Source organism: Cupriavidus sp. BIC8F (assembly GCF_032465815.1).
GTDB classification, from domain to species: Bacteria; Pseudomonadota; Gammaproteobacteria; order Burkholderiales; family Burkholderiaceae; genus Cupriavidus; species Cupriavidus necator.
Genome location: NZ_CP136094.1, coordinates 3,426,833 through 3,451,684, shown reverse-complemented (window position 1 = coordinate 3,451,684; position 24,852 = coordinate 3,426,833). Strand labels below are relative to the sequence as shown.

At 61.9% G+C, this 24,852-nt stretch carries 19 protein-coding genes and 2 pseudogenes; 15 read left to right on the top strand and 6 right to left on the bottom strand.

Annotation, left to right across the window (positions count from 1 at the left end; all coding sequences use genetic code 11):
- Positions 1–94: 94 nt before the first annotated feature.
- Entirely contained in the window at positions 95–976 is an 882-nt protein-coding gene (locus tag RS901_RS15935; RefSeq protein WP_316149752.1) for a LysR family transcriptional regulator, read from the top strand.
- Positions 977–1,058: 82 nt separating this feature from the next.
- Here the strand turns inward: RS901_RS15935 and RS901_RS15930 are convergent, their stop codons facing one another.
- On the bottom strand, positions 1,059–2,081 hold the full coding sequence (locus tag RS901_RS15930; RefSeq protein ID WP_316149751.1) for a DNA-binding protein: 1,023 nt from the start codon (positions 2,079–2,081) through the stop codon (positions 1,059–1,061).
- Between the two features lie 194 nt (positions 2,082–2,275).
- Here RS901_RS15930 and RS901_RS15925 point away from each other — a divergent pair, with 194 nt between their 5' ends.
- From RS901_RS15925 to tnpC, 3 genes are all read left to right on the top strand, one after another.
- A complete protein-coding gene (locus RS901_RS15925) occupies positions 2,276–3,238 on the top strand; it encodes a site-specific integrase (protein WP_316149750.1) in 963 nt (320 codons plus the stop codon).
- 109 nt (positions 3,239–3,347) lie between these two features.
- Positions 3,348–6,347, top strand: coding sequence for a Tn3 family transposase (locus RS901_RS15920; protein ID WP_316149749.1), 3,000 nt, complete (start codon positions 3,348–3,350; stop codon positions 6,345–6,347).
- A 29-nt stretch (positions 6,348–6,376) separates the two neighbouring features.
- A complete protein-coding gene (gene tnpC, locus RS901_RS15915) occupies positions 6,377–6,727 on the top strand; it encodes a Tn3 family transposase post-transcriptional regulator TnpC (protein ID WP_316149748.1) in 351 nt (116 codons plus the stop codon).
- 363 nt (positions 6,728–7,090) lie between these two features.
- Here tnpC and RS901_RS15905 read toward each other — a convergent pair whose 3' ends face one another.
- Positions 7,091–7,474, bottom strand: coding sequence for a helix-turn-helix domain-containing protein (locus RS901_RS15905; protein ID WP_316149747.1), 384 nt, complete (start codon positions 7,472–7,474; stop codon positions 7,091–7,093).
- A gap of 124 nt (positions 7,475–7,598) precedes the next feature.
- Here RS901_RS15905 and namA point away from each other — a divergent pair, with 124 nt between their 5' ends.
- The 10 genes and pseudogenes from namA to RS901_RS15855 all read left to right on the top strand — a co-directional run bounded on the left by namA (position 7,599) and on the right by RS901_RS15855 (position 18,817).
- Positions 7,599–8,645 (top strand): NADPH dehydrogenase NamA, encoded by a 1,047-nt coding sequence (gene namA, locus RS901_RS15900; protein WP_316149746.1) that lies wholly within the window; start codon positions 7,599–7,601, stop codon positions 8,643–8,645.
- A gap of 712 nt (positions 8,646–9,357) precedes the next feature.
- Positions 9,358–10,248 carry a 3-hydroxyisobutyrate dehydrogenase gene (mmsB, locus tag RS901_RS15895; RefSeq protein ID WP_316149745.1) on the top strand — a complete coding sequence of 297 codons (891 nt, stop codon included), beginning with the start codon at positions 9,358–9,360 and terminating at the stop codon, positions 10,246–10,248.
- Between the two features lie 232 nt (positions 10,249–10,480).
- A pseudogene (locus RS901_RS15890) lies at positions 10,481–11,149 on the top strand (MFS transporter); the annotation flags it as partial.
- 137 nt (positions 11,150–11,286) lie between these two features.
- On the top strand, positions 11,287–12,636 hold the full coding sequence (locus tag RS901_RS15885) for an IS4 family transposase (protein ID WP_425476451.1): 1,350 nt from the start codon (positions 11,287–11,289) through the stop codon (positions 12,634–12,636).
- 15 nt (positions 12,637–12,651) lie between these two features.
- A pseudogene (locus RS901_RS15880) lies at positions 12,652–13,593 on the top strand (MFS transporter); the annotation flags it as partial.
- A 105-nt stretch (positions 13,594–13,698) separates the two neighbouring features.
- A complete protein-coding gene (locus RS901_RS15875; RefSeq protein ID WP_316153535.1) occupies positions 13,699–15,228 on the top strand; it encodes a CoA-acylating methylmalonate-semialdehyde dehydrogenase in 1,530 nt (509 codons plus the stop codon).
- A 94-nt stretch (positions 15,229–15,322) separates the two neighbouring features.
- Positions 15,323–15,598 (top strand): YciI family protein, encoded by a 276-nt coding sequence (locus RS901_RS15870; protein WP_316149744.1) that lies wholly within the window; start codon positions 15,323–15,325, stop codon positions 15,596–15,598.
- A 228-nt stretch (positions 15,599–15,826) separates the two neighbouring features.
- Complete coding sequence (locus tag RS901_RS15865) at positions 15,827–16,801, top strand: quinone oxidoreductase (protein ID WP_316149743.1); 975 nt, start codon at positions 15,827–15,829, stop codon at positions 16,799–16,801.
- Between the two features lie 53 nt (positions 16,802–16,854).
- Complete coding sequence (locus RS901_RS15860) at positions 16,855–17,772, top strand: LysR family transcriptional regulator (RefSeq protein ID WP_316149742.1); 918 nt, start codon at positions 16,855–16,857, stop codon at positions 17,770–17,772.
- A gap of 34 nt (positions 17,773–17,806) precedes the next feature.
- Positions 17,807–18,817 (top strand): LysR family transcriptional regulator, encoded by a 1,011-nt coding sequence (locus RS901_RS15855; RefSeq protein WP_316149741.1) that lies wholly within the window; start codon positions 17,807–17,809, stop codon positions 18,815–18,817.
- 230 nt (positions 18,818–19,047) lie between these two features.
- Here the strand turns inward: RS901_RS15855 and RS901_RS15850 are convergent, their stop codons facing one another.
- Positions 19,048–20,070: an NAD(P)-dependent alcohol dehydrogenase gene (locus RS901_RS15850; RefSeq protein WP_316149740.1), complete on the bottom strand. Its 1,023-nt coding sequence runs from the start codon at positions 20,068–20,070 to the stop codon at positions 19,048–19,050.
- Between the two features lie 441 nt (positions 20,071–20,511).
- Between RS901_RS15850 and RS901_RS15845 the strand changes: the two genes are divergently transcribed.
- The gene (locus RS901_RS15845) at positions 20,512–20,772 is read left to right on the top strand and encodes a hypothetical protein (protein WP_316149739.1); all 261 of its coding nucleotides are present in this window, start codon (positions 20,512–20,514) and stop codon (positions 20,770–20,772) included.
- A 28-nt stretch (positions 20,773–20,800) separates the two neighbouring features.
- Here the strand turns inward: RS901_RS15845 and RS901_RS15840 are convergent, their stop codons facing one another.
- The 3 genes from RS901_RS15840 to prpF all read right to left on the bottom strand — a co-directional run bounded on the left by RS901_RS15840 (position 20,801) and on the right by prpF (position 24,824).
- Entirely contained in the window at positions 20,801–21,925 is a 1,125-nt protein-coding gene (locus RS901_RS15840; RefSeq protein WP_316149738.1) for an asparaginase, read from the bottom strand.
- A 227-nt stretch (positions 21,926–22,152) separates the two neighbouring features.
- Positions 22,153–23,607: a bifunctional 2-methylcitrate dehydratase/aconitate hydratase gene (locus RS901_RS15835; protein WP_316149737.1), complete on the bottom strand. Its 1,455-nt coding sequence runs from the start codon at positions 23,605–23,607 to the stop codon at positions 22,153–22,155.
- Positions 23,608–23,633: 26 nt separating this feature from the next.
- The gene (prpF, locus tag RS901_RS15830) at positions 23,634–24,824 is read right to left on the bottom strand and encodes a 2-methylaconitate cis-trans isomerase PrpF (protein WP_316149736.1); all 1,191 of its coding nucleotides are present in this window, start codon (positions 24,822–24,824) and stop codon (positions 23,634–23,636) included.
- Positions 24,825–24,852: the final 28 nt, after the last annotated feature.

Here is a 24,852-nt window from a genome sequence, read left to right as displayed (position 1 = left end):
GACTTAAACGTATCACGACAAGTGCTCCGGAATCCGTCATGTATCATGCACACTCACTGTGCAGACTTGCACATGTCTCCATGTGGAACGCACGATGAATTGGGATGACCTCAGATTCTTTCTGGAGCTTGCACGTACGGGAAAGCTGACCGTATCTGCCAGGAGGCTTGGCGTGGAGCACACCACGGTAGCGAGGCGGATTCACGCTTTGGAGAAGGCGCTCGAAAGCCCACTTTTTGTCCGGACAGCGGCTGGCTTTGAACTAACGGATAGAGGTATCGCGCTGCTGGCCAAAGTGGAAGAGATGGAGCGAGCCTATGCCGTTGTGGAGGCAAGTCTGCCTTCATCGGATATCAATGGCTTGATTCGGGTTGGCTGCAATGAAGGCTATGGGACTTCGCTGCTGCCCGTGCATGCTGCGGAGATCATGCGCCAATTTCCAGACCTGTCTGTCGATGTTCTGGCCCTGCCTAGAGCGATTCCATTGCCCCGGAACGAAGCTGACATTGTCATTACCATCGACCGGCCGCAGCGTGGTCCCTACATTGTTTCGAAGCTCGCTGATTACAGCCTGGGTCTGTACGCCTCTGCGCAATACCTTGCGGCCGTCCCGACGATTGCGAAGACAGACGATCTCGCAGGCCATGCGTTCATCGACTATGTTGCAGGGATGGTGCTGGCAAAGGATGTGCCAAATCCAAACCATCTGACGCGGCCCGGCAGTACCAGGTTTCGCAGCACGAGTATCCTGGCCCAACGTTCTGCCGCACAGGCGGGACTGGGCATTGCCATTCTCCCCGCATACCTGGTGACGGCTGACATGGGATTGGTTCAAGTACTTGACGGCAAGATTGCGATCCGAAAAAGCTACTGGATCACCATGCATGCCGAACTGAAGAATGTCGGACGATTCAAAAAGGCTTGGCAACTGTTGCGCGATTACGCCCAGCGGGACCAACATCTGCTGCTCCCGTAAGCCAAGGCTGTCGGTAATGGGGTCATGCCGGGATAAAGCCGGAAATGACACATAAGCCCAAAAGTAATAAAGAACGGCATCTTTATGTCGGTCGCCCACTGGCCACGAGATAGGTGCGCAACTCGGCTACGATGTCTTGCTGCGCCTCGCATTTGGCCTGTGACTGCGCGAAGGCCAGCTCAAGCTCGCGCACCTGCGTCGACAGGCTGCCAGCTTGTGCCAACGCTGCCGCCAATTGTTCCTGCAGCGCTTGGGCGTGGGCATCCTTGTCGGCGAGCTGCGTCGCCAGCACGCCGTTGCGCTGCTCGATCGGCTGCAGCGCTTCGAGCTTTTGCGTCTGGCGTCGACTGAATTCTTGAGCCTGCTGAAGAGCCTGGCGCGTATGGGACAGTTCGGCCACCAGGCGCGCGCCGTCCTGGTTCAGACGGGTGACTTCCTCCTGCTTGACGACGATGGTTTGCTGCGCCTGGCGTAATTCGGCCTGCAGTTGCTGGAGTTGCTGCTCGTGCCGGCGCTGGTCCTGGTCGCGCTGGTCCTTGACCGCTTGGCGGTAGTGATCGAGGGCTTCGCGCGCGTGCTGGTGTTTTTCCTCGAGGGAGCGCCGGTGGGCTTCGTTCTCGGCCAGCCGCTCCTTGAGGTCGGCGACTTGCTGCTCGGCCGTGTGGCGCGCGATCGTTTCTTGCTGCAGCGTCTCGCGGGCGCGGCCGTGCGCGTCTCGCTCCTGCTGCAGGGCCGTCTCGACGCGCTGCACGTGCCCGCCTAATTGCTCGGCGTCGCGGTGTGCGGCGGCCAGATGCTCCGTGTGCCGGCGCTCCTGTTCCGCGTGTTCGGCGCGCGCGGCATCGATCCCCGCATTGGCTTCCTCCTGCAATTGCGCGGCCAGCCGCTCCACCAGATCCTGCAGCGCCTCGCTGATAGAAGCCTTGCGGCCGGCGGCACCGCCGTCCTCGGTCTCGAGTTCCCGCAGGTACTTGTGGATGGTCGTCTTCGAGCCAGTATTACCGAGCGCGATGCGCACGGCGTCGACCGACGGGTGCTTGCCTTGCGCGATGAGCGCGTCGCGCGCCTTTTTCACTTCGGATTTGTAGAGTCCGGTGCGGGCCATCGGGCGTCCTCGAAATATCGTAATAGATTACATACCACGTAATTACATAGCAAAATACCGCACATGACAATGACGATTTGGGAGGAAACTCACACCGGATAAGGCGGCGTTATCCGGTATCATGCGCAAATTCGGCCAGCTTTGGCCCCTTTGATCCGTAATACGGCCTTCGCCCAGCGACAGGAGCCCCCCCGATGAGCAAGCTTGACCAGTACCTGCGGGCCGCCACGCGCGACAACACGCGGCAGAGCTACCAGTCGGCCGTGCGGCACTTCGAGGTCGGTTGGGGCGGCTTCCTGCCGGCGACCGCCGACAGCATCGCGCGCTACCTGGCCGACCAAGCCGAGACGCTGTCGGTCAACACGCTACGGCAGCGCTTGGCCGCCTTGGCGCAATGGCATCTCGAGCAGGGCTTCCCCGATCCCACCAAGGCGCCGGTGGTGCGCAAGGTGTTCCGCGGCATTCAGGCGCTGCACCCCGCCCAGGAAAAGCGCGCTAAACCGCTGCAGCTCGCGCAGCTGGACCAGGTCGTGCGCTGGCTCGATGCCGCCAGCGAGACGGCACGCGCCGAGCGTGACCGCGGCGCCGAGTTGCGCCACCGGCGCGACAAGGCGCTGCTCCTGCTCGGTTTCTGGCGCGGCTTCCGTGGCGACGAGTTGACGCGCCTGCTGGTCGAGCATGTCGCCATCGCGCCCGGAGAAGGCATGACCTGCTATTTCCCGCAGACGAAGGGCGACCGCCACTACCAGGGCACCACCTTCAAGGCGCCGGCGCTGTCGCGGCTGTGCCCGGTCGAGGCCTATGCGGCCTGGGTGGAAGCGGCGCGGCTGACGTCCGGACCGGTGTTTCGCGCGATTGATCGCTGGGGCCATGTCGGCGAGGCGGGGCTGCATGCCGACAGCCTGGTGCCGCTGCTGCGCTCGATCCTGGCGCACGCCGGTATCGCCTCGGCTGAGCTGTATAGCGGGCATTCGCTGCGGCGCGGGTTCGCCAATTGGGCGACCTCCAACGGTTGGGACCTCAAAACCTTGATGGAATATGTCGGCTGGAAGGATGTCCACTCGGCCATGCGCTATGTCGAAGCGGCCGACCCGTTTGCCCGACGCCGGATCGAATCGGCGCTGCCGGGCGCGCTACCAGGCCCCAACCCCGCGTAATGGCAGCAGGCTTGGCATTCAGGCAGCGGCAGAATATGCTGGCGCCTTTGCGCGCGATCCGCGCAACGAGCCGTTGCGAACAAGGAACGCATGTTGGGGAGTCCCTTGCATGGCCAGCATCGAACGCACCGCCTATCCGCGTTTTCCGCGTACGCTCACGCTCAAGGATCTGCAGACCTCGTTCACCCCGCGGCCGGAGGAAATTGAGTGGGCGCAAGGCTTCGCCCGCACCGCGGAGCGGCGCCTCGCGCTTCTGGTCAACCTGAAGTGCTTCCAGTTCCTGCGCCACTTTCCGGCGGTGGAGGCGGTTCCCCCGGAAGTCATCGAGCACGTGTCGGCCTGCCTGGGCATGGCGCCGGTACGGCAGATCACCTATCCCGCCGCGCATACCGCGCGCTATCGGCATCACAAGGTGATCCGCACCTTGTTGGGCATCAAGCCTTACACCGATGCCCAGACGCGCCTCGTCGCAATCCGACTCACCGAGGAAGCCGCCGGCGTGGTGGACACACGCGTGGACATCATCAACATCACGATCGAGGAACTGGTTCGGCTGGGCTACGAACTGCCTGCCTTCAGGACGCTCGACGAGATCGCGGAGCAGGCCCATGCCATGGCCGAAGCCGCGCTCCATCGCCAGATCGCGCAGCGCCTGTCCGCCGACCAGCGCCAATGGCTCGATCAACTGCTGGAAACCGAGCTGCCGGCGCGGCGCTCGCTCTATCAGCAGATCAAGCGATCCGCAAAGAAGGCGACGCGCAAACACCTCGACCTGGTGCTGGACCAGTTGGAGTGGCTCGAATCGCTGCCTGACAGCGACACGCTACTCGACAGCGTTCCGGCGACCAAACTAAAACACTTGGCCAACATGGCATCCGCCCTCGACGCCGGCGACATGAAGGACTTGCGGCCCGCCAAGCGACACGCACTGATCCTGGCCTTGGTGCGCCAGATGCGCATCGGCGCGCGCGACGACATCGCGGAAATGTTCATCCGCCGCATGGGGGCGATCCACAAGAGTGCCAAGGAAGAACTTGACATCATCCAGGCGCGCCAGCGCGAATTGAGCGAAGAGCTGGTCGCCGCGCTCGAGCTGGTCATCGGCATTCTGGCCGAAGACCTGGACGATGCCCATACCGGACAGCGCGTGCGCGAGCTGCTGGCGCCGCATGGCGATCTGGACAAGCTGCAGGCCGATTGCGAAGCGATCCGCGTCTGGAGCGACGGCAATCACTTGCCTTTGCTGTGGAAGCCTTTCAAATCATGGCGTGCGGCGATGTTCCAGATGGCGAAGGGCTTGCGCTTTGTCGCGGCGACCGAAGACCGCCGACTGCTCAAGGCGTTGGACGTCGTGCTGCAGAACGAGCACCGCAAGACCGATTGGCTCGCCGACGAGGTGGACCTGTCGTTCGCATCCGAGCGCTGGCGCAAGCTGGTGCGCCGCTCGCAGACCTTGGGCAAGCCGACGAATCGGCGCTACCTGGAGGTGTGCGTGTTTTCCCATCTCGCCGGCGATCTGCGCTGCGGCGACGTTTGCATCGAAGGATCGGGTAACTTTGCCGACCTTCGTCAGCAATTGATGCCGTGGGAAGAATGTCAGGCGTTGCTTCAGGACTATTGCGACCGGATCGGCCTGGCGTCCGATGCGCAAGGCTTTGTCAACGACCTCAAGCAGCTGCTGACCCAGACGGCCGAACAGGTCGACAGTGAATTCCCACAGCATGCCGGCGACGTGACGATCAGCCCCAGCGGCGAGCCTACGCTCACGCGTGTCACGGCGCGCGAAGTCCCGCCGTCGGCCATTGCCTTGCAAGCCGCCATCGACAGCCGGCTCGTGCCGCGCAATCTGCTGGACATCCTCGCCAACATCGAGCACTGGACGGGGTTCACCCGCCATTTTGGCCCGCAATCCGGCGACGATCCGAAACTGCGCAACGCGCGCGAACGCTATCTGCTTACCGTCTTTGCCATGGGTTGCAACCTCGGCCCCAACCAGGCGGCGCGGCACTTGTCGAACGGCGTGACGCCACATCAGTTGTCGTACGTGAATCAGCGCCACATGGGCCTCGAGCAGTTGGACAATGCCTGCCGCGACCTGACCGAGCTGTATCTACGCCTTGATTTGCCGAAGCTGTGGGGCGAAGGCAAGAAGGTGGCCGCCGACGGCACTCAGTACGACTTCTACGAGCAGAACCTTCTGGTCGGCATGCATTTCCGCTACCGCCGCATGGGCGCCGTGGCCTACCGGCATGTGGCCGACAATTACATCGCGGTGTTCCGCCACTTCATCCCGCCAGGCGTGCTGGAGGCCATTTACGTCATCGAGGGCTTGCTGAAAGCCGGCTTGAGTGTCCAGGCCGACACCGTCTATTCGGATACGCACGGCCAATCCGAAGCCGTCTTTGCATTCACCTACCTGAACGGCATCCAGTTGATGCCGCGCATCCGCAATTGGAAGGATCTGCGCTTCTACAAGGCGGAGAAGGGCATCCGCTACAAGCACATCGACCGTCTGTTCAGCGATGTCATCGATTGGCAGCTGATCCGCAGCCATTGGAAGGATCTGATGCAGGTGGCGATTTCAATCCAGGCCGGCCGCGTCATGTCGCCGATGCTGCTGCGTAAGCTGAGCCACGAGGGCCGGCACAACCGACTGTTTGCGGCGGCAAGAGAACTCGGTCGCGTGCTGCGCACAGTCTACCTGCTGCGCTGGATCTCGCAGAAGGACATGCGGCAGGAGGTGACGGCGACCACCAACAAGATCGAGTCGTATCACGCCTTCACCAAATGGCTCGATTTCGGCGGCGACGTCATTACCGAAAACGATCCGAACGAGCAGCAGAAGCGCGTGCGCTATATCGATCTGGTGGCCTCGGCCGTGATTCTGCAGAATACGGTCGACATGATGCGGATCATGCAAGACCTTCACGCCGCCGGCGAACCGGTTTCCGCGGCCGATGCCGCCTTCATGAGCCCGTATGGCACGACCGGGGTCAAGCGGTTCGGCAACTACCACCTCGATTTGAAGCGGCCGCCGGAGCCGTGGCTCAAGGAATCCTTGTTCCGCCAAGCCGTGAAACGAGCGCGCGCCGACGCCGGCAATGGTTGAGCAGCAACAACAAATCAGGAGGATTTGATATGAGCGATTCCGACGATACGGTCGAGACGGCCTACGGTCGCCTGGACCGGGCAGCATTGGTGCAAGCACAGCAAACCTATGACACCACGAGCCTACTGCGCATGGTGGACGATCTCGACGCCATGTTGAGCGAAGCCCGCGGCGAAGATGGGCTGCGCGATATGCTGCTGCGCCTGCACGGGATGGCGCATACCGTCATCAACGGCGCGGGGATGACGGTCGCAACCGGCGAGGAAAGTTTGCCGGAATTGGCGTTCGACACGCTATCCGAAGTGCTGCGAATCGTCACGATGCTGCAAGGCTGGCTCCGTCAGATCGAGCCGTTGGAGCAGTTGACGCCACGCAACTAATCGCATAAGAGCGGCGTTCTATATTACTTTTAGTGTTAAGTGTCATTTCCGGCTTTATCCCGGCATGACCCCGTAATCTGAGTGAACGATGAATTGCTGTCGCGTAGTCCAGCGGCGCGGGACGCGTACCATGAATTCTCGCCGAGCTTGAGCTCTGCCGATTGCCTGCCAGTAGCGCCGCGTTTTCGTCAATGGCCGTCCGCAGGTAGACCCATCATGCCGTGATGCGCCCCGGGCTTGTACAGGTCCTCACGCCAATTCAGCCGGAACTGGCGCGTCACCACCAACGCCGGGGACAGGACCGGCACCAATGCCGGCTGCTGCGCGGCGATGGAAACTCAGTCGAGTCGCATGCTTGCATGCCTACGCTTCGTCTCCGCTATCGCCCCTGAGGGCTTGTCGGCGGGCCACGATTACCTGCTCATGGGCGGCTCCCCAGTCGCGCATCGCGCTAATCAAAGGTACTAGCGTCAAGCCAAGCGCCGTCAATGAGTACTCCACCTTTGGCGGGACCTCCCGATAGATCTCCCTGGTGATGATGTTGTCGGCCTCGAGCTCACGCAGTTGCAGCGTAAGCATCCGCTGAGTCACTTCTGGCATCAGACGTCTTAATTCGTTGAAGCGACGGGTTCCGGACATGAGATGAAAGAGGATCAGGGATTTCCATTTTCCCCCAATCACATCCACTGTAAATGTAACGGGGCAGGCGAATGCCTCGACCTCTCCATGGGGAATTCCAAGCTTCATCTCAAGCGCCTCGCCCAGATAGTGGTATAAAAAATGTGCCTACTGCACAAAATTGTGCGTAACTTACGAAAATCGCAGGTTGAGTTTAGCATCGGCTCACATCAGAACCTAACGGAGCGTCAAGATGAGTCTGTTGTTATCCCCCTTTGAAATCAAAGGCCTCAAACTGAAAAATCGCGTCGTCATGTCCCCGATGTGCATGCATAGCGCTGGGGAAGACGGCCTGGTTACGGATTGGCATCGCGTCCACTACGGCGCTCGTGCCCTGGGCCAGGCGGGTCTGATTTTCTTTGAAACCTTAGCCGTCCACGAGGACGGGCGAATTGGTCAGGGCGATCTCGGGATCTGGAGTGATGATCATGTTTCGGGCCTGCGCGGCCTGACCGATCTGCTGCACAGCTTAGGTGCCAAGGTTGGCGCCCAGATTGGTCATGCGGGCCGTAACGCGGACTTGCCAGGTGTCGTTCGTATCGCCCCTTCAGCGATTCCATTCACTCCGCAAAGTCCTGTCCCTCGCGAGATTGCGGTGGAGGAAATCCCAGAGCTTGTCAAATCCTTTGGCCGCGCAGCACGCCGTGCCCGCGACGCCGGTTTCGACGTGCTGGAACTCCACACCGCGCATGGCTATCTGCTGAACGAGTTCCTCTCGCCATTGGCGAACACGCGCGATGACGAATATGGGGGCGACGCGGCGCGCCGTTATCGAATCGTGCGTGAGATCATCGAAGAGGTGAAACGGCATTGGGGAGACCGTCCCCTGTTCGTCCGGATTTCCAGCACCGATTACAGCGAAGGGGGCAACACTCCGGATTCGTTCCTCGAATACGGCCGCTGGATGAAAGAGCAGGGTGTGGACTTGATCGATTGCAGTTCAGGCGGTATCAAGATGATCAAGGTACAGGCTTATCCTGGGTACCAGGTGCCGGCCGCCGAACTGCTTCGGCGGGAGATAGGCATTGCCACGGGCGCAGTTGGATTGATCCAGAATGGTCGTCAGGCTGAAGAGATCCTGCAAAATGGCCGCGCCGATCTGGTGTTCGTGGGCCGGCAGATGCTCCGGGACCCATTCTGGGTGCGTAGCGCTGCTGACGATTTGAAGGAACACATCGAAACTCCTCCTCCCTACACCCGCTACGGCTCGGTCTGGCTAGACACCAGATTGAGTGCGTAAGCCGAATAAGGCCAAGATATCCATTGGCTCTTTAAATGGCTCGCCAATGAATTGGCGAGCCATTTTTCGCCTATGGCCGGTATTACCGACAATGTCAGCGCGCAGCCAAATTAATCGGCGAGCAAGATTTCTCCTGAAGGCGCGTTCGCGAGGCGGCACGCGATATCGGCAATGATATGCGGGTGATCGCTCGCTAGTTTTGCAATCGCCGTGCATTGCTGAAGCGTAAGCCGGCGCTGGCGCCGGAATGGTTGCCGAACGTCCGTCCTGTCACCGAAGCTGTCTCACAACGATTCAGGCGAGTATCTCACGGTGCACACGCGGCAGAGTGCTTGCTCTCCCGTAGCTTGGCATAACTGGCGATGCAGCAGCGCATGCTCGCCATCGCTATGGCCTTCGGGGGCGCGCTGCGGCGTCAGCCAGTGCGGGATCGAACGCGGCGACCCGCATGTCCAGCGCCACGCAGCGTACCGGCGCATGAAAAGGGTGTCGGTACGCGACGCGAGCGTCTGATTTGATCCCCCGCTCCACAGCGCTCCACGGTTCCCACATTTTTGCACAGCCATTGGCCGCCGGTGCGCTGTGCCTCCGGCATTCCGGATCCTAAGATTCGTCGCAGTCCAGGAGCCCGCCACTGTCCAGGAGACGCAGGGGCTCCAACGCATCGGACTTCATTGCCACTACCAAACATCGTTAGAAAAGGAGCATCGCCATGCCCACTATTGCGTGGATTGGCCTCGGCCTGATGGGTAACCCCATGTCCAAACACATGATCAAGGCGGGCTACACCGTCCGCGGTGTAGACATTGACGCCACGGCACGCGAGAACGCCGCTGCCAATGGCGTGCTGGTTGCCGAAACGATCGCCGCGGCGTGCAAGGACGCTGACGTGGTGTACAGCATGCTGCCTTCCGGCGCAGATGTCCACGAAGTCATGACGTCGGCGAATGGCGTGTTTGCAAGCGCGCGTCCCGGCACAATCGTGATCGACTGTTCGACGATCGGCATCGACTATGCGCGCAAGCTGCATGCCGCCGCAGAGAAGGCTGGTGTTGTATTTGTCGAGGCGCCGGTTTCGGGCGGCACCGAGGGTGCCCGCGATGGCACGCTGACGTTCATGATCGGCTGCGACAAGATGTATGCGGGGCAGGCGACCGAATTGCTGCAACCGCTTGGCGACTACATCGCGTACGTGGGTGGCCCGGGCGCAGGCCAGGCCGCCAAGGTGGTGAACAACCTGATCATGGCAGTCAGCGTCACGGTCAACTGCGAGGCTACGGCCCTGGGGCAACGGCTTGGCCTCGACATGAAGGCGTTCTTCGAGATCGCTACGCGGTCGTCTGCCGACAACTGGTCCTTCCGCCTCTGGAATCCGGCACCGGGTGTCGTCGAGGCATCGCCGGCATCGAATGGCTACAAACCGGGCTTCAAGACCTGGCTCCTGGCCAAGGATCTGAGCCTCGCCGTCGAAGCAGGACGCGAGGTTGGTGCCCGCCTGGAAACCGCTGAAACCGCATACGCGCTGATGACCAGGCACGCGGAAGCCGGTGGTGCGGATCTCGACGCAACGTCGCTGGTTCTGCACCTGTCCAGAAACGCCTGAGGACCCCGCACCGCCAATGGCCGCGGCCGGCCACGCATGCGCGGGCCGCCGTCGCCACTGGCACTCACCGGGCATCGGTCGCGAGCTTCAGTCCGTTCGCGTGGTCGATACCGGCGATTCTGTGCCAATTGCGACGCTGCATCCATAGGAAAGTGGTTCATGAAAACCACTTCCAATCCGGAGACATTCCATGCTAACCACAACTATCGAAGAGTCCGCGCGGTCCGAGAAAATGACGGGCCGCAGCCGCACAGTAGTGTTCGCGTCCTCGTTGGGTACCATCTTTGAATGGTATGACTTCTTCCTTGCCGGCGCGCTCGCACCCTTTATCAGCAAGGCCATTTTCGCGGGGGTGAGCCCCTCCGCCGCCTTCATCTTTACCCTGCTAAGCTTCGCTGCCGGCTTTGCCGTGCGGCCTCTTGGTGCTGTAGTGTTCGGTCGCCTGGGCGACATGCTTGGCCGCAAGTACACGTTTCTTGTGACCATCCTGCTGATGGGTGCTTCGACGTTCTTCGTAGGTTTGCTGCCTGGTTACGCCACGATCGGCATTTTTGCGCCAATCTTCTTCGTGGCGATGCGGCTGGTGCAAGGTCTGGCGCTGGGCGGGGAGTATGGTGGCGCTGCAACCTACGTGGCCGAGCATGCCCCAGCAAGCAAGCGGGGCGGCTGGACCTCATGGATCCAGATGACCGCAACTCTGGGGCTGTTTCTTTCGCTGCTTGTCATTCTCGGTGTGCGGACGCTTATCGGCGAAGAGGCATTCAGTGCCTGGGGATGGCGCATCCCGTTCCTGCTGTCGATCGTACTGCTGGGAATCTCGGTGTGGATCCGCCTGAAGCTCAGCGAGTCGCCGGCATTCCAGAAGATGGTGGATGAAGGTAAAACGTCCAAGGCACCCGTCAAGGCATGCGGTTTTACACATCTCTGACCTTCCAAAGCGACCAGAGCGCCCGGGAAAAGCGTTTACTTTCAACGAGTTGAAGCGCCCCTTGTAAACTCTCTAAGTCTCGCGTTTACTGTCGCATTTTGGGTGACGCGTTGACGATTGAATCGACACACTGGGCAGCGACTGAGTTTGCCCACCTGGATCTCGGTGATGCGCGCCTCGACAAGCGAGCGAGGATGTTGATGGAGCGATTTGCGGCCGATCCGATGGCCAGCGTACCGAAGGCTTGCCACGGCTGGAGCGAGACCATGGGAGCGTATCGCTTCTTTGGCAACGACAGCGTTGACTGGCGCGATATTCTGGCGCCGCACTGGCAGCAGACCCGGCAGAGAATGGGGGCTGAACCCGTCGTGCTGTGTCTTCAGGATACGACGGAACTTGATTTTAACGGTCAAGGGGCTATCGGTCTGGGGCCGCTGAGCTATGAGGCGCAGCGGGGTATGTATCTCCATCCGACCTACGCCGTCACGCCGCAACGCGAACCGCTTGGTGTGCTGGACGCGTGGATGTGGGCGCGTGAGAAGCGGGATAAATTCGGCAAACGCGGTGGGCCAAAGGAAAGCTTGCGTTGGATTGAAGGTTACGAGCGCATCGCTGAAATGGCCCTGGAGCTCCCCAGCACGCGCTTGGTCTATGTCGCAGACCGCGAAGCCGACTTGATGGCGTTGATGCTGCATGCTCAAGAACTCGGTACGCCCGCCGACTGGCTCATACGTGCGGCCCACAATCGCTGCCTGCCGGATGGCGAGAAGCTGTGGCAGCGCACCATCAGCGGCAAGCCTATTGGCGAGATCGCTTTCACGATGGGATCGCGCCATGGCGTCAAGGCCCGCACCGTGCGTCAGCAACTCTGGGTGCAACGGGTTGATCTGCCAGCAGGTAAGGGCAAGACGGTCGCGGCGACGAGCATCGTCGCACGCGAGTTTGATGCGCCTGCCGGCGTCAAGCCAATCGAGTGGCGCCTCCTGACAAATCGCAGCGCAGCTAGTCTGGACGATGCGATTGAGCTTATTGACTGGTACCGCGCGCGCTGGGAGATAGAGACGCTGTTCAACATCCTGAAGAACGCCTGTCGCGTTGAAGCGCTCCAGTTGTCGGCGATAGAACGCCTTGAGCGCGCTTTGGCACTGTTCATGGTCGTCGCTTGGCGCATAGCGCATCTGATGCGGCTCGGACGCACTTGCCCGGACCTGGACGCTGACTTGTTCTTCGACCCGGATGAAATACGCGGCGCCTATCTGCTGACCCGTGTCAAACAGCCTGCTAAGCCAACGCTGAATGAAGTGCTTCGCCTGATTGCACGCCTTGGCGGCTTCCTCGGCCGGAAGAGCGATGGGGAGCCCGGCGTGAAGACGATTTGGCTTGGCCTGAAAGAAGTTCATGTCGCTGCGAAGACTTTGCGAGGATTACGAGTCGTCGATGATGGGGACAATTGTGTATAACCGCATGCCGTCAAGGAGGCTTTCGGGCAGTGGAAAAACGTCCGGCTCATGCTCATTGCCCTGTTCGGTGTCACTGCCGGGGAAGCGGTGGTCTGGTACACCGGCCAGTTCTACACACTGTTCTTCCTTACCGAAACATTGAAGCTGGAAGGGTCGATGACGAACACGATCCTCATTGCTGCGCTGCTGATCTCCGCCCCGTTCTACGTCGTCGCTGGGACGCTATCGGATCGGATCGGGCGCAAACCGATCATGTTCATCGGCTGTCTGCTTGCCGTGCTGACCTATATGCCGCTGTTCAAGGCATTGACGCACTACGTCAATCCTGCCCTGGAAACCGCGCAGAAGAACTCGCCGATTGTCCTGATCGCTGATCCCAAGGAGTGTTCATTCCAGTTCAATCCAGTTGGCACGGCAAAGTTCACGAGTTCCTGCGACGTGGCAAAAGCCGCATTGTCGAAAGCAGGATTGAGCTATGAAAACCAGGCTGCAACAGCACCGCAGACGGCAACGATCGTGGTGGGCTCGGTCCAGATTGCCTCCTACGATGCGGCTTCGGAGAACGCCAAAGCCAAGGCGGCTGCATTCAACGCTGCACTGGTGACGGCATTGACCGAGGCAGGCTACCCGCGTGCCGCTGATCCTGCTCGCGTCAATGTGCCGATGACCATCCTCATCCTCGTAGTCCTCATGCTGTACGGCACGATGGTGTATGGGCCGATGGCAGCCATGCTGGTGGAGTGCTTCCCCGCGCGCATCCGCTACACCTGCCTTTCCGTGCCGTACCACATCGGCAATGGCTGGTTCGGTGGCTTCCTGCCTGCCACCGCCTTTGCGATCGTTGCGGCCCAAGGCAACATCTATTCGGGATTGTGGTACCCGATCGTGATCGCGGCGATGAGCTGCGTGGTTTGCCTGTTCTTCGTGCGGGAAACGCGCGGCACCAGCGTCGACTAGCCGCTGTGTACGGCTGGTCCGGCAGGCCAGCGGGCGGAACTTGCTTGCGCTGTGTCCGCCCAGGCTTGAGAAAGAGGGTTCAATCAAAAGGAGTGATCTGTGAATATCGCTGTTGAAAGAAACGTCCATGGCGTGCAAGGCCTGCGTACCGCAAAGCTGCTGATCGACGGCGCTTTCGTCGAATCGAAGAGTGAAGAATGGCGCGACATCGTCAATCCGGCGACGCAGGCGGTGATTGGCCGCGTGCCGTATGCCACGATGGGCGAACTGAACGCCGCCGTGGAGGCCGCGCAGAAGGCGTTCCGTACGTGGAGCGTGACACCGATCGGTACGCGCATGCGGGTGATGCTGAAGTTCCAGGACCTGGTGCGTCAGAACATGAAGCGCATCGCGCAGACGCTGACCGCGGAGCAGGGAAAGACGCTTCCGGACGCCGAGGGCGACATCTTCCGCGGTCTCGAAGTCGTCGAGCACGCGTGCTCAGTCGGCACGCTCCAACTGGGAGAATTCGCGGAGAATGTCGCTGGCAAGGTGGACACGTATACGCTAAGACAGCCGATCGGCGTTTGCGCCGGCATCACGCCGTTCAACTTCCCGGCGATGATTCCGCTGTGGATGTTCCCGATGGCGATCGTCTGCGGCAATACCTTCGTCCTCAAGCCGTCGGAGCAAGATCCCTTGTCCACGATGGAACTGGTAGCGCTTGCACTCGAGGCCGGCGTCCCGGCTGGCGTGCTCAACGTGGTGCATGGCGGCAAGGAAGTCGTGGATGCCATCTGCACGCATTCCGACATCAAGGCCATCTCGTTCGTCGGTTCGACGCATGTTGGCACGCACGTCTACAACCTTGGCAGCCAGCATGGCAAGCGCGTCCAGTCGATGATGGGCGCGAAGAACCATGCCGTGGTTCTGCCGGACGCGAACAAGGAGCAGACCCTCAATGCACTGGCTGGTGCGGGCTTCGGTGCCGCGGGACAGCGGTGCATGGCCACGTCGGTGGTGGTGCTGGTCGGTGCGTCTAAAGGATGGCTGCCGGATCTTGTCGACCGTGCGCGCGGCCTCAAGGTCAATGCCGGCACGGAGCCGGGTACCGACGTCGGGCCGGTCGTGTCCCGCGCGGCCAAGGCGCGCATCCTCAGCCTGATCGACGCCGGCGTGAAGGAAGGCGCGACCCTCGCGCTCGACGGGCGCGATATTGCGGTCGACGGCTACGCCGAAGGCAACTTCATCGGTCCGACGATCTTCTCGGATGTGAAGCCGGGCATGACCGTCTATGAGACAGAGATCTTTGGCCCCGTGATCTGTGTGATGGAGGCGGACTCGCTGGACGACGCTATCGAACTGATCAATCGCAATCCGATGGGTAATGGTGTCAGCATCTTTACCCAAAGCGGTGCGGCGGCGCGCAAGTTCCAGAGTGAGATCGATGTGGGCCAGGTCGGCATCAACATTCCCATTCCGGTGCCGGTCCCCATCTTTAGCTTCACCGGTTCGCGCGGTTCGAAGCTTGGCGATCTGGGCGCGTATGGCAAGCAGGTGGTCCACTTCTACACACAGACGAAGACGGTGACGGCGCGCTGGTTTGACGATGCGACCGTCAATGAAGGCGTAAACACCACCATTGCCCTGCGATAGGAGGAATGGCCGGGCGGCGCGGCAGGTATGGCCCGAATCGCTTTCGCGGGCCCCGCGCCAGTCCGGCAAACTGGTAGGGACAAGGAGAGATTTCATGCATTTCGTCATTTATTGCCTGGACGACCCGGCGACGCCACAAGCGCGCGACCAGCACTATGCTGCACATCGTGCCTATCTTTCATCGGCGCCTATCCCCATCATTGCTGCGGGCCCGCTGACCGATACACGGGGAGAGCGGCGCATCGGCAGCATGCTGCTCGTCGAGGCCCGCGATCTGGAAGAAGCGCGCGCCTTTGGGCATGGCGACCCGTTCTACATCAACAAGGTCTGGAAGGACGTGAACGTGCATCCCTTTATCAAGGCGATTTGAGTTTTTCCACTTGGTGTCCTTCGGGCCGCGATGGTATCGCGGCCCCTTTTTTTGTCCTGCACCCCTTCAGCCTGACCCGGCGCGGACAGAGGCGGTGAACCCCACTCACTCCCGATTGCTGCAACATGTGCAGCTCATCGATGCGCGAGATGCTATTGCGAGGCAACTCGCGAGCGCCTACTGTAAGGGACAGACAGTTTCATTCCCGGAATACAAGGAGTAGTCGAAATGGCTGTAGTGGTTCGGATATCCGCAACAGGTAGCGCGGAGGTGCTGCAATGCCGCGAGGTCGGCCGAGAGAGTCCGGCACCTGGCGAAGTCTGGCTGGACCAGGAGGCGATCGGCGTCAACCCGCTCGATATCAGTCAACGCCGGGGAGACGCGCCAGTGACACTTCCGTCGGGGCTCGGGCTCGAGGGCGCTGGTACCGTTGGTGCCGTGGGCGAGGGCGTCACGGATTTCCGGGTGGGGGATCGCGTGGGCTATGCAACGGGCCCGCTGGGCGCGTATGCGAGCGGCAGACGATATCCGGCCGAGCGGCTGGTCAGGCTGCCGGACGCCGTGAGCTTTGAAGAGGCGGCTGCCGTGCTGTTCAAAGGGATTACTGCGCAGTATCTGCTGACCACTACCTACCCGGTTGGGGATGACACAGTGGTGGTCATCTACGGCGCAGCCGGGGCACTGGGGCAGATCATGGTCCCATGGGCCAGGCATCTGGGCGCGCATGTCATCGGCGTGGTATCGCGATCCGCGAGTGTCGAGCGGGCCAGTGCGGCGGGCTGCGATCATGTGCTGGTATTTGACGCAGCCACACTGGGTGAACAGGTGGCGGACATCACGCGGGGCCGGAAGGCGGACGTGGTGTATGACGGCGTGGGCAAGGTTTCTTTCGATGCCTCGCTGGAGTGCCTTCGCCCGCGCGGCCTCATGGTGTCGTTTGGCATGACCTCAGGCGCTCCATCCCCCGTCAGCGTATCGACGCTGAATGCAAAGGGTTCCCTGTACCTGACACGCCCCTCGCTGGCGGCGCATACAGCGTCGGCAGAGGTGTACCAGCAGCGCGCGCATGAGGTGCTGCGCGCTCTCCACGCAGGAGTTATCCGCGCTGATCCCCGCCACACATTCTCCCTTGCCGACGTGCGCCAAGCTCATGCGCTGCTGGAGCAAGGCAAGGCAGAGGGGGCCGTTATACTGAAGCCCTGATGTCACGGGAAGCCGAGCTGACGACGGCGCATGCCGTCTAGCCGGCCGCAACAATGAGCGCATTCGAAAGTCAATATGCCGACCAAATCGGGGCACTGCTTGCCTTGCACGAGGGCGGTACTTTTGTCCAGGCGGGCAAGATTCTGCAACGACATCCGACCGTGATTTCGAAGCGTATCGCGGAACTGGAGTCACGGCTTGGCGTCCGCCTGGTCGAACGGTCGACGCGTCATGTCCGATTTACCGAAGCGGGAATCCGGTACATCCAGCGGTTGCGCGAAGCGGAGGCGGTACTGGCGGATGCCGAGCGCGAGGTGTCTGAATCCGCAGTGCAGGCAACGGGAACGCTTCGTCTCGCTCTGCCGGGTGCGCTTGGGCGGATGTGGCTGGCTCCCATGATTGCCGAGTTCGCGTCAATGAATCCTGATCTGATCGTCCATGCGGAATACTCCGAGCAGTTCGTGGACCTCATCGGTGAGAGTTTCGACGCGGCGATTCGTGTGGGTGAGTTGAGCGACAGCCGGCTACGGGCCAGGAAACTATGTGACCACCAAAGGATCCTCTGTGCTTCGCCAGACTATTTGCGCAAGCGGGGCATGCCGGAAACGCCGGCTGACCTGGTCCGTCACAATTGCCTCGGGTTCACCGGGCTTGCCACGTATCCTGCGTGGAAGCTTTCGGATGGAAGCCATAAGGAGACGGTTACCGTTCGCGGAAACCTTTCCAGCAACGAGAATTCAACACTGCTTCTGGCAGCGGTGCGAGGGGTCGGCATCATTGCGGGTGGCGACTGGTTGATGAGTCGGGATATCGCATCGGGGCAGCTCGTCAGAGTGTTGCCACAATGGCGTCTTGATGCGCGCTCCGGCATTTATTTGGTCACGCCGTCGATCAAGCACACTCCTGCAAAATTGAAGCTCTTCAAGCAATGGATTGAGGAGAGGTTTGCTCAGAAGCCACCATGGGCCTGAGTACGGAACCCGGTGAGGACGTTCACGACGGGCGATGATTTTGAAGATGCGGTCGAAGCATAGTTATTCGATTTGTGTTGCACAGATCAGAATTACTACAGGAGACCAACACAGCCATCGAAGGTGCATCGTGGTATCCAGAAAGCTATCGGAAAACTGGGACGACTACCGCTATTTTCTTGCGGTGGCGCGGACCGGAACGCTGTCGGCGGCCGCAGAGCGGCTCGGCACCGAACACACGACGGTGTCCCGGCGTATTCGCTCACTGGAAAGTGGACTGAACAACCGGCTGTTCCATAAGAGCACGACAGGTTACGTTCTCACGCCAGAAGGAGAGCGGTTGCTTGAAATCGTGCAAGGCATCGAGAGCGCGTTCTACACCTCTCGCGCGATGGCAGGTGCTGAAACCAATGAAGTGGAAGGCGTCGTGCGCATCGGCGCGCCTGACGGATTTGGTTCACACTTTCTCGCACCGCGGGTTCATGAACTGACCGAAGCAAATCCGCGCCTGGAGATTGAAATCTTCGCCGCGCCAAGGATCTTCAGCCTGTCGAAGCGGGAGGCGGATATCGCAATCAGCCTTTCCGGAGCACAACATCTGCGGGTGGCGTCACGACGGCTCACCGATTACCGCATGTTTGTGTATGGCTCCAGCACCTATCTGCGTCACGCGGCGCCGATCAGGGGGATGCAGGACCTCAAAGACCATCCCTTTGCCGGTTACGTCGAGGAGGGACTGTTTGCTCCGGAACTCAACTATCTGCACGCCATAGATGCAGGTATTCAGCCACGCATCCGGAGCTCGGCGTTGCTGCCTCAAGTTTTCGCAACGGCGGGCGGACACGGGCTGGCGATCCTCCCAGCATATATTGCAGCGTCGTTTCCAGATCTCGTTGCCGTGCTGCCCGGGCAGTTCAGCCTGACACGGTCATTCCATATGCATGTGCACGAGGACCACCGCAAGGCGGCGCATATTCGCGTGGTGGCCAGTTTTGTCGCGAAACTGGTCCAGGACAACGTCGCGTTGTTCATGCGAGACGCATGATCGTGGCATCCCGATCGTCGTCCAGATAGCTGCGGGCGTTGCACGGTTATCTTTTTTGCAGCAGTTACCTCAACCAGTGCCGCGGACGATGACCGGCTGGAGCAGCAATCCAGGATAGCGAGGCCCGCAATCATGGTTGCCACATAGATGTGCCTGACCGGAGTCATGATCGAAAGTCTTGGATTCTGCGGGCGCCGAGCACCATAAGCGCGTATGCGATGCGAGGGTATTTAGGCCTTCGCATGTTGTATGCAGACCTTGCCGAAATGCTGCCCGCTGGCAAGGTAATCAAGCGCCATGCCTAATTCATCGAAAGCAAACACTCGGTCAACCACCGGGCGGAGCTTGTGCTGGGCGATAGCGGTGGCCATCGCTTCGAAATCATCCCGGCTGCCGACGGTAATGCCCTGTAGTCGGATGTGACGCGTCACGACCTGCCCCAATGGCACCTTGCAATCTGAGCCGGCGAGCACACCAATCAAGCTGATCGTTCCCCCGGTACGTATTGCACGGAGGGACTGCTCGAGAGTTCCAGCACCTCCAACCTCAATGACGTGGTCAACGCCAGTGCCTTCGGCGATATCTCGTGCGGCTTTTCCCCATTGCTCGTTCTCACGATAGTTAATGGTTTCGTCCGCACCCAGCGCACGCACTTTCGCAAGCTTTTGATCGCTCGAAGACGTGGCAATGACACGAGCCCCCAGGAGCTTGGCGAACTGCAGGGCGAAAAGCGAAACGCCCCCGGTCCCCTGGACCAGCACCGTGTCCCCCGGCTTGATTCGCCCTTCCGTGACCAAAGCCCGCCAGGCTGTTACCGCCGCAGTCGGGAGCGTTGCAGCCTCGACGTCAGTCAGATGGTTCGGCGCTGCACAGACTCCCTCTGCCGGGAGCACGATATAGTCCGCCATCGTGCCATCTTGCTCACAGCCCAGGCTATATCGGAAGCGCGCATTGTCGGGCGCACCGCTCAGCCAGCTTTGGTAGAAGACCGGACACACGCGTTCGCCCACCTGAACCTGCGAGACGCCGGGCCCTACTGCGTCGATACTGCCGGCACCGTCGCTTAGCATCACCAGGGGTAACGCTTGCATGCGTTTGCCGTAGCCGCGAAGTGGGATGATTAAGTCCCGATAGTTCAATGCGTTCGCCGAGATCTTGACCCGGACCTGGCCGTCCCTTGGTATTGGTAGTGGACGTTCACTAATGCGAATGTTTTCCCTCTTCCATTCACCTTCGATCTGGCATACCCGCATGGCTTCTCCTGGTTCTCTGCTGACTGTAACTGTCGTGAGGGTCTCGGATGAGCCGGCACTTCGCGCTTGCTGCGATGGAGGGCGGCATGAATTCATCATGGATTCATAGCCGGGGAAATTCAACTTGATGTTGATCGGTTACGTGCACATGTTAACTGCATGGGATGCTCGAATAGGGCTGGGCCAGCGGCGTTCGGCGTGTGCGATCGCCGCGACCGTCGGCGCTGCCCGCGCCCTGTTATCTGACCAAAACGGGCCGTGAAGCGCTGGCGAGCCGTGCCAGGCCTCCGCGGAGGCCTCAGCAACGTTGGGTGACGGCGCGGAAAGGACCAGTCAGCAAATGCCTTATCTGACGGGGATTTCAGGCAGGCATCGCCCGGAAACCCGCATGAATGCCAGGAGTCGCTACACCGGTAAATTGCGGAGAATTCAAAGGGACCCATGGTAGGCATGGCACGCAGCCGCCGGCTGGCTGACGCCATGCCGTTGCTGATCGTGCAAAGCCGCAGCCCGCTGGTGGACGAAGGGATCGACAAGGCGATGGCGCTGGCGATGCGCCAGATCGTGCTGGACGACCCCGCTGTAAAGGAAGGGGAAAAAGCCGGGGAGGCCGGGAAATTGCTGCCGGGCGGCGCAGCCGCCGGTTTGTGCCCCTCTCCCGCGGGCGGGAGAGGGGCTGGGGGTGAGCGCAGGAGCGTCTAGCGGCGAGACCGCTTGCCCCACGACACCATCAGTACTTCCAGAAAACCTGCTGCAGCGCCTTGGTGTCGCTGGTCTGCGTCAGCGCCAGCGCCATCAGGATGCGTGCCTTCTGCGGCAGCTGGTCTTCGGTGACGATCCAGTCGTACTTGTCGTCCGGCTGCTCGGCGTTTCGGACCACCACGCCGCTGCCCGTGCGCGAGGCGCGCACGATCTGCACGCCCTTGGCGCGCGCGGCCTTGAGCGGCTCGACCATGTAGTCGCCGACGCTCCCGTTGCCGGTGGCGGCGTAAATGATCGCCTTGGCGCCGCTCTTCACCGCAGCGTCGACCGCTGCCGGGTTGGCGTTGCCGTAGGCATAGACCACGGCCACTTCCGGCAGCTTGTCGATCTTGTCGATATCCCACTGGGTCTGCATCGTGTGCGGACGCGCCGGCAGGCGGTAGAACAGCGTGCGGCCTTCCACAACGTAGCCCAGCGGGCCGAACGGCGAGCGGAAGGTCTCGGCCTTGAAGGTGTTGCTCTTGGTGACGTCGCGGCCGGTGTGGATCTCGTCGTTCAGCACCGCCAGCGTGCCCTTGCCCCTGGACGCCGGGTTGGACGCGACCAGCACGGCGTCGTACAGGTTCAGCGCGCCGTCGGCGCCGAGCGCGGTGCCAGGGCGCATCGAGCCCACCACCACCACCGGCTTGTCGCTCTTAAGCGTCAGGTTCAGGAAGTAGGCGGTTTCCTCGATGGTGTCGGTGCCGTGCGTGATGACAATGCCGTCCACGTCTGGCTGCTTGAGCAGTTCCGACACGCGCTTGCCCAGCTTCAGCAGGCGCTCGTTGTTGAAGCTCTCCGAGCCGATCTGGAAGATCTGTTCGCCCTTGACGTTGGCAACCTTGGCGATCTCGGGCACCGAGGCGATGATCTTGTCGACCGGCACCACGGCGGACTGGTAGGCCGCCGTGTTGGTCGCCGACGCGCCGGCGCCGGCAATGGTGCCGCCGGTGCCGATGATGACGATATTGGCCTTGCGGGCTTCCGCCGGGGCCGTGGCAGCGGCGGCGGCAGGCTGGGCGGCGGGTGCGAGCTGCGCGTGGGCGGTGGCGGTGATCAGGCTCGCCGACAACAGGGCAGCGGCCAGCGTGGTGACGCGGGCGATAGGTTTCATGGTTCTCCTCGGTATCTATACGAGCGTGTGGCCCGTACTGGAATCGGCGCGCCATACCTTATGGGCGGAATGGTGCCGTCCGTGTTCAGTCAGTGGCTGACCAAACCGGGCCTGTGGTGCAGGGCCCGGTTCGGGCAGCGGCAGAAACTATACGTGAGGAGAAATTTGCGCGGGAGGTGCCGTGCGAGGGTTATGCCGATTCGGCATGAACAGGGCGGGGCGATAACTCAAATCGCATACATATCGAGGTACTCGTTGACCGGTACCGCCTCCAGCCGGGCCTGGTCCAGCGACACGGCAAGGATGGCGGCCTGCTGTTTCGGCGGGAAGCGGCGGGCGAGGTTGGTGCGGAATTTCTCCACCAGCAGCGGGATGCCCTCGGCGCGGCGGCGCTTGTGGCCGAGCGGGTATTCGACCAGCACTTCGTCCAGCACGGTGCCGTCCGCCAGCGTCACGGTCAGCGCATTGGCGATCGAGCGCTTGCCGGGGTCGTGGTAGTCGCGCGTCAGTGCGGGGTCCTCCACGCAGGTGATCTTGCCGCGCAGCGCGTCGATGCGCGGGTCGGCTGCGACCTTGTCTTCGTAGTCGGCGGCGGTCAGGCGGCCGAACAGCAGCGGCACGGCCACCATGTACTGGATGCAGTGGTCGCGGTCCGCGGGGTTGTCGAGCGGCCCCTGCTTGTCGATGATGCGCAGGCAGGCCGCGTGCGTGCGGATGGTGATGGCGGCAATGTCCGCGGCGCTGCGCCCCGCGAGCGCCAGCGCACCGTGCAGCTGCATGGCTGCCTCCACCGCGGTCTGCGCGTGGAACTCGGCCGGGTACGAGATCTTGAACAGGATGTTCTCCATCACGTAGCACCCGTACGGCCGCTGGAAGCGGAACGGTTGTCCCTTGAACAAGACGTCGTAGAAGCCCCAGGTCTTTGCCGTCAGCACCGACGGATAGCCCATCTCGCCGGTGCGCGCGATCAGCGCCAGGCGCACCGCGCGGCTGGTGGCGTCGCCCGCGGCCCAGCTCTTGCGGCTGCCGGTGTTGGGGGCGTGACGGTAGGTGCGCAGGCTCTGGCCGTCGACCCAGGCCAGTGACACGGCATTGAGGATCTCGTCGCGCGTGAGGTCCAGCATCTGCGCGACCACGGCCGTGGAGGCCACCTTGACCAGCACCACGTGGTCCAGGCCGACCTGGTTGAACGAGTTTTCCAGCGCGATGCAGCCCTGGATCTCATGCGCCTTGATCATTGCCGCCAGCACCGCCTTCATCGTCAGCGGCTGGCGCCCGGCGGCGACGTTATTGCGGGAGATCCAGTCGGCGGTGGCCAAAATGCCGCCAAGATTGTCCGACGGGTGGCCCCATTCGGCCGCGAGCCAGGTGTCGTTGAAATCCAGCCAGCGGATCATCGCGCCGATATTGAACGCGGCCTGGACCGGATCCAGCTGGAACTGGGTGCCCGGCACGCGCGCGCCGTTGGGCACGACCGTTCCCGGGACGATGGGACCCAGCAGCTTGGCGCAGGCCGGGTAGGACAGGGCCTCGAGCCCGCAACCGAGCGTGTCGATCAGGCAGTTGCGGGCGGTGTCGTAGGCGAGGCCGCTCTTGATCTCGTACCGGGTGACATAGTCGACGATGTCGACCAGCACCTGGTCCGGATCGGGGCGTTGCGCGGACGGCGTGTCGGTGGACATGAACGGCCTCGCGGGTGTGGCTCAGCTCAGAATGCGTCGCCGGGCACGCGCACCCAGCCTTCCATCAGCACGCGCGCGCTGCGGCTCATGATGGCCTTCCTGACCGCCCATTCGCCATCGACCTGCTGCGCCTCGGCGCCCACGCGCAGCGTGCCGGACGGATGCCCGAAACGCACTGCGTTGCGCTCGCCGCCGCCGGCGGCCAGGTTGACCAGCGTGCCGGGAATGGCCGCGGCGGTGCCGATCGCCACTGCCGCCGTGCCCATCATGGCGTGGTGCAGCTTGCCCATGGAGAGCGCGCGCACCAGCAGGTCCACGTCGGCCGCGGCCACTTTCTTGCCACTGGAGGCCGTGTAGTCGACCGGCTTGGCCACGAAGGCAACCTTGGGCGTGTGCTGGCGCTTGGCGGCCTCGTCCACGTTCTTGATCAGGCCCATGCGCAGCGCGCCGTAGGCGCGGATGGTCTCGAACATCGCCAGCGCCTTGGTGTCGCTGTTGATGGCGTCCTGCAGCTCGGTGCCGGTGTAGCCGATGCTCTCGGCGTTGACGAAGATGGTCGGGATGCCGGCGTTGATCATGGTGGCCCTGAGCGTGCCCACGCCCGGCACTTCGAGGTCGTCGACCACGTTGCCGGTGGGGAACATCGCGCCGCCGGCGCCTTCTTCCTCGGCGGCCGGGTCCATGAACTCAAGCTGCACTTCGGCGGCCGGGAAGGTCACGCCATCCAGCTCGAAATCGCCGGTTTCCTGCACTTCACCTTTGGTGACGGGCACGTGGCCGATGATGGTCTTGCCGATATTGGCCTGCCAGATGCGCACCACGGCGACGCCGTTCTGCGGGATGCGGCTGGCATCGACCAGGCCGGCGCTGATGGCAAAGGGGCCGACCGCTGCCGACAGGTTGCCGCAGTTGCCGCTCCAGTCGACAAAGGGCTGGTCGATCGAAACCTGGCCGAACAGGTAGTCGACATCGTGGTCGGGCCGGCTGCTCTTGGACACGATCACCGTCTTGCTGGTGCTGGATGTGGCCGCGCCCATGCCGTCGATCTGCTTGCCATAGGGGTCGGGGCTGCCGATCACGCGCATCAGCAGCGCGTCGCGGGCCGGGCCGGGCACTTGTGCCGTTTCCGGCAAATCCTGCAGGCGGAAGAACACGCCTTTGCTGGTGCCGCCACGGATATAGGTGGCGGGAATCTTGATCTGGGGTACGTGAGCCATGGAAATCTTTGTCCTGGTTGGCCCGGGC

Bases quoted from the DNA above. Each gene is read 5' to 3' on its own strand.
- RS901_RS15935 (WP_316149752.1), top strand. From the start codon at position 95: ATGAATTGGGATGACCTCAGATTCTTTCTGGAGCTTGCACGTACGGGA.
- RS901_RS15930 (WP_316149751.1), bottom strand. From the start codon at position 2,081: ATGGCCCGCACCGGACTCTACAAATCCGAAGTGAAAAAGGCGCGCGAC.
- RS901_RS15925 (WP_316149750.1), top strand. From the start codon at position 2,276: ATGAGCAAGCTTGACCAGTACCTGCGGGCCGCCACGCGCGACAACACG.
- RS901_RS15920 (WP_316149749.1), top strand. From the start codon at position 3,348: ATGGCCAGCATCGAACGCACCGCCTATCCGCGTTTTCCGCGTACGCTC.
- tnpC (WP_316149748.1), top strand. From the start codon at position 6,377: ATGAGCGATTCCGACGATACGGTCGAGACGGCCTACGGTCGCCTGGAC.
- RS901_RS15905 (WP_316149747.1), bottom strand. From the start codon at position 7,474: ATGAAGCTTGGAATTCCCCATGGAGAGGTCGAGGCATTCGCCTGCCCC.
- namA (WP_316149746.1), top strand. From the start codon at position 7,599: ATGAGTCTGTTGTTATCCCCCTTTGAAATCAAAGGCCTCAAACTGAAA.
- mmsB (WP_316149745.1), top strand. From the start codon at position 9,358: ATGCCCACTATTGCGTGGATTGGCCTCGGCCTGATGGGTAACCCCATG.
- RS901_RS15870 (WP_316149744.1), top strand. From the start codon at position 15,323: ATGCATTTCGTCATTTATTGCCTGGACGACCCGGCGACGCCACAAGCG.
- RS901_RS15865 (WP_316149743.1), top strand. From the start codon at position 15,827: ATGGCTGTAGTGGTTCGGATATCCGCAACAGGTAGCGCGGAGGTGCTG.
- RS901_RS15860 (WP_316149742.1), top strand. From the start codon at position 16,855: ATGAGCGCATTCGAAAGTCAATATGCCGACCAAATCGGGGCACTGCTT.
- RS901_RS15855 (WP_316149741.1), top strand. From the start codon at position 17,807: ATGATTTTGAAGATGCGGTCGAAGCATAGTTATTCGATTTGTGTTGCA.
- RS901_RS15850 (WP_316149740.1), bottom strand. From the start codon at position 20,070: ATGCGGGTATGCCAGATCGAAGGTGAATGGAAGAGGGAAAACATTCGC.
- RS901_RS15845 (WP_316149739.1), top strand. From the start codon at position 20,512: ATGGTAGGCATGGCACGCAGCCGCCGGCTGGCTGACGCCATGCCGTTG.
- RS901_RS15840 (WP_316149738.1), bottom strand. From the start codon at position 21,925: ATGAAACCTATCGCCCGCGTCACCACGCTGGCCGCTGCCCTGTTGTCG.
- RS901_RS15835 (WP_316149737.1), bottom strand. From the start codon at position 23,607: ATGTCCACCGACACGCCGTCCGCGCAACGCCCCGATCCGGACCAGGTG.
- prpF (WP_316149736.1), bottom strand. From the start codon at position 24,824: ATGGCTCACGTACCCCAGATCAAGATTCCCGCCACCTATATCCGTGGC.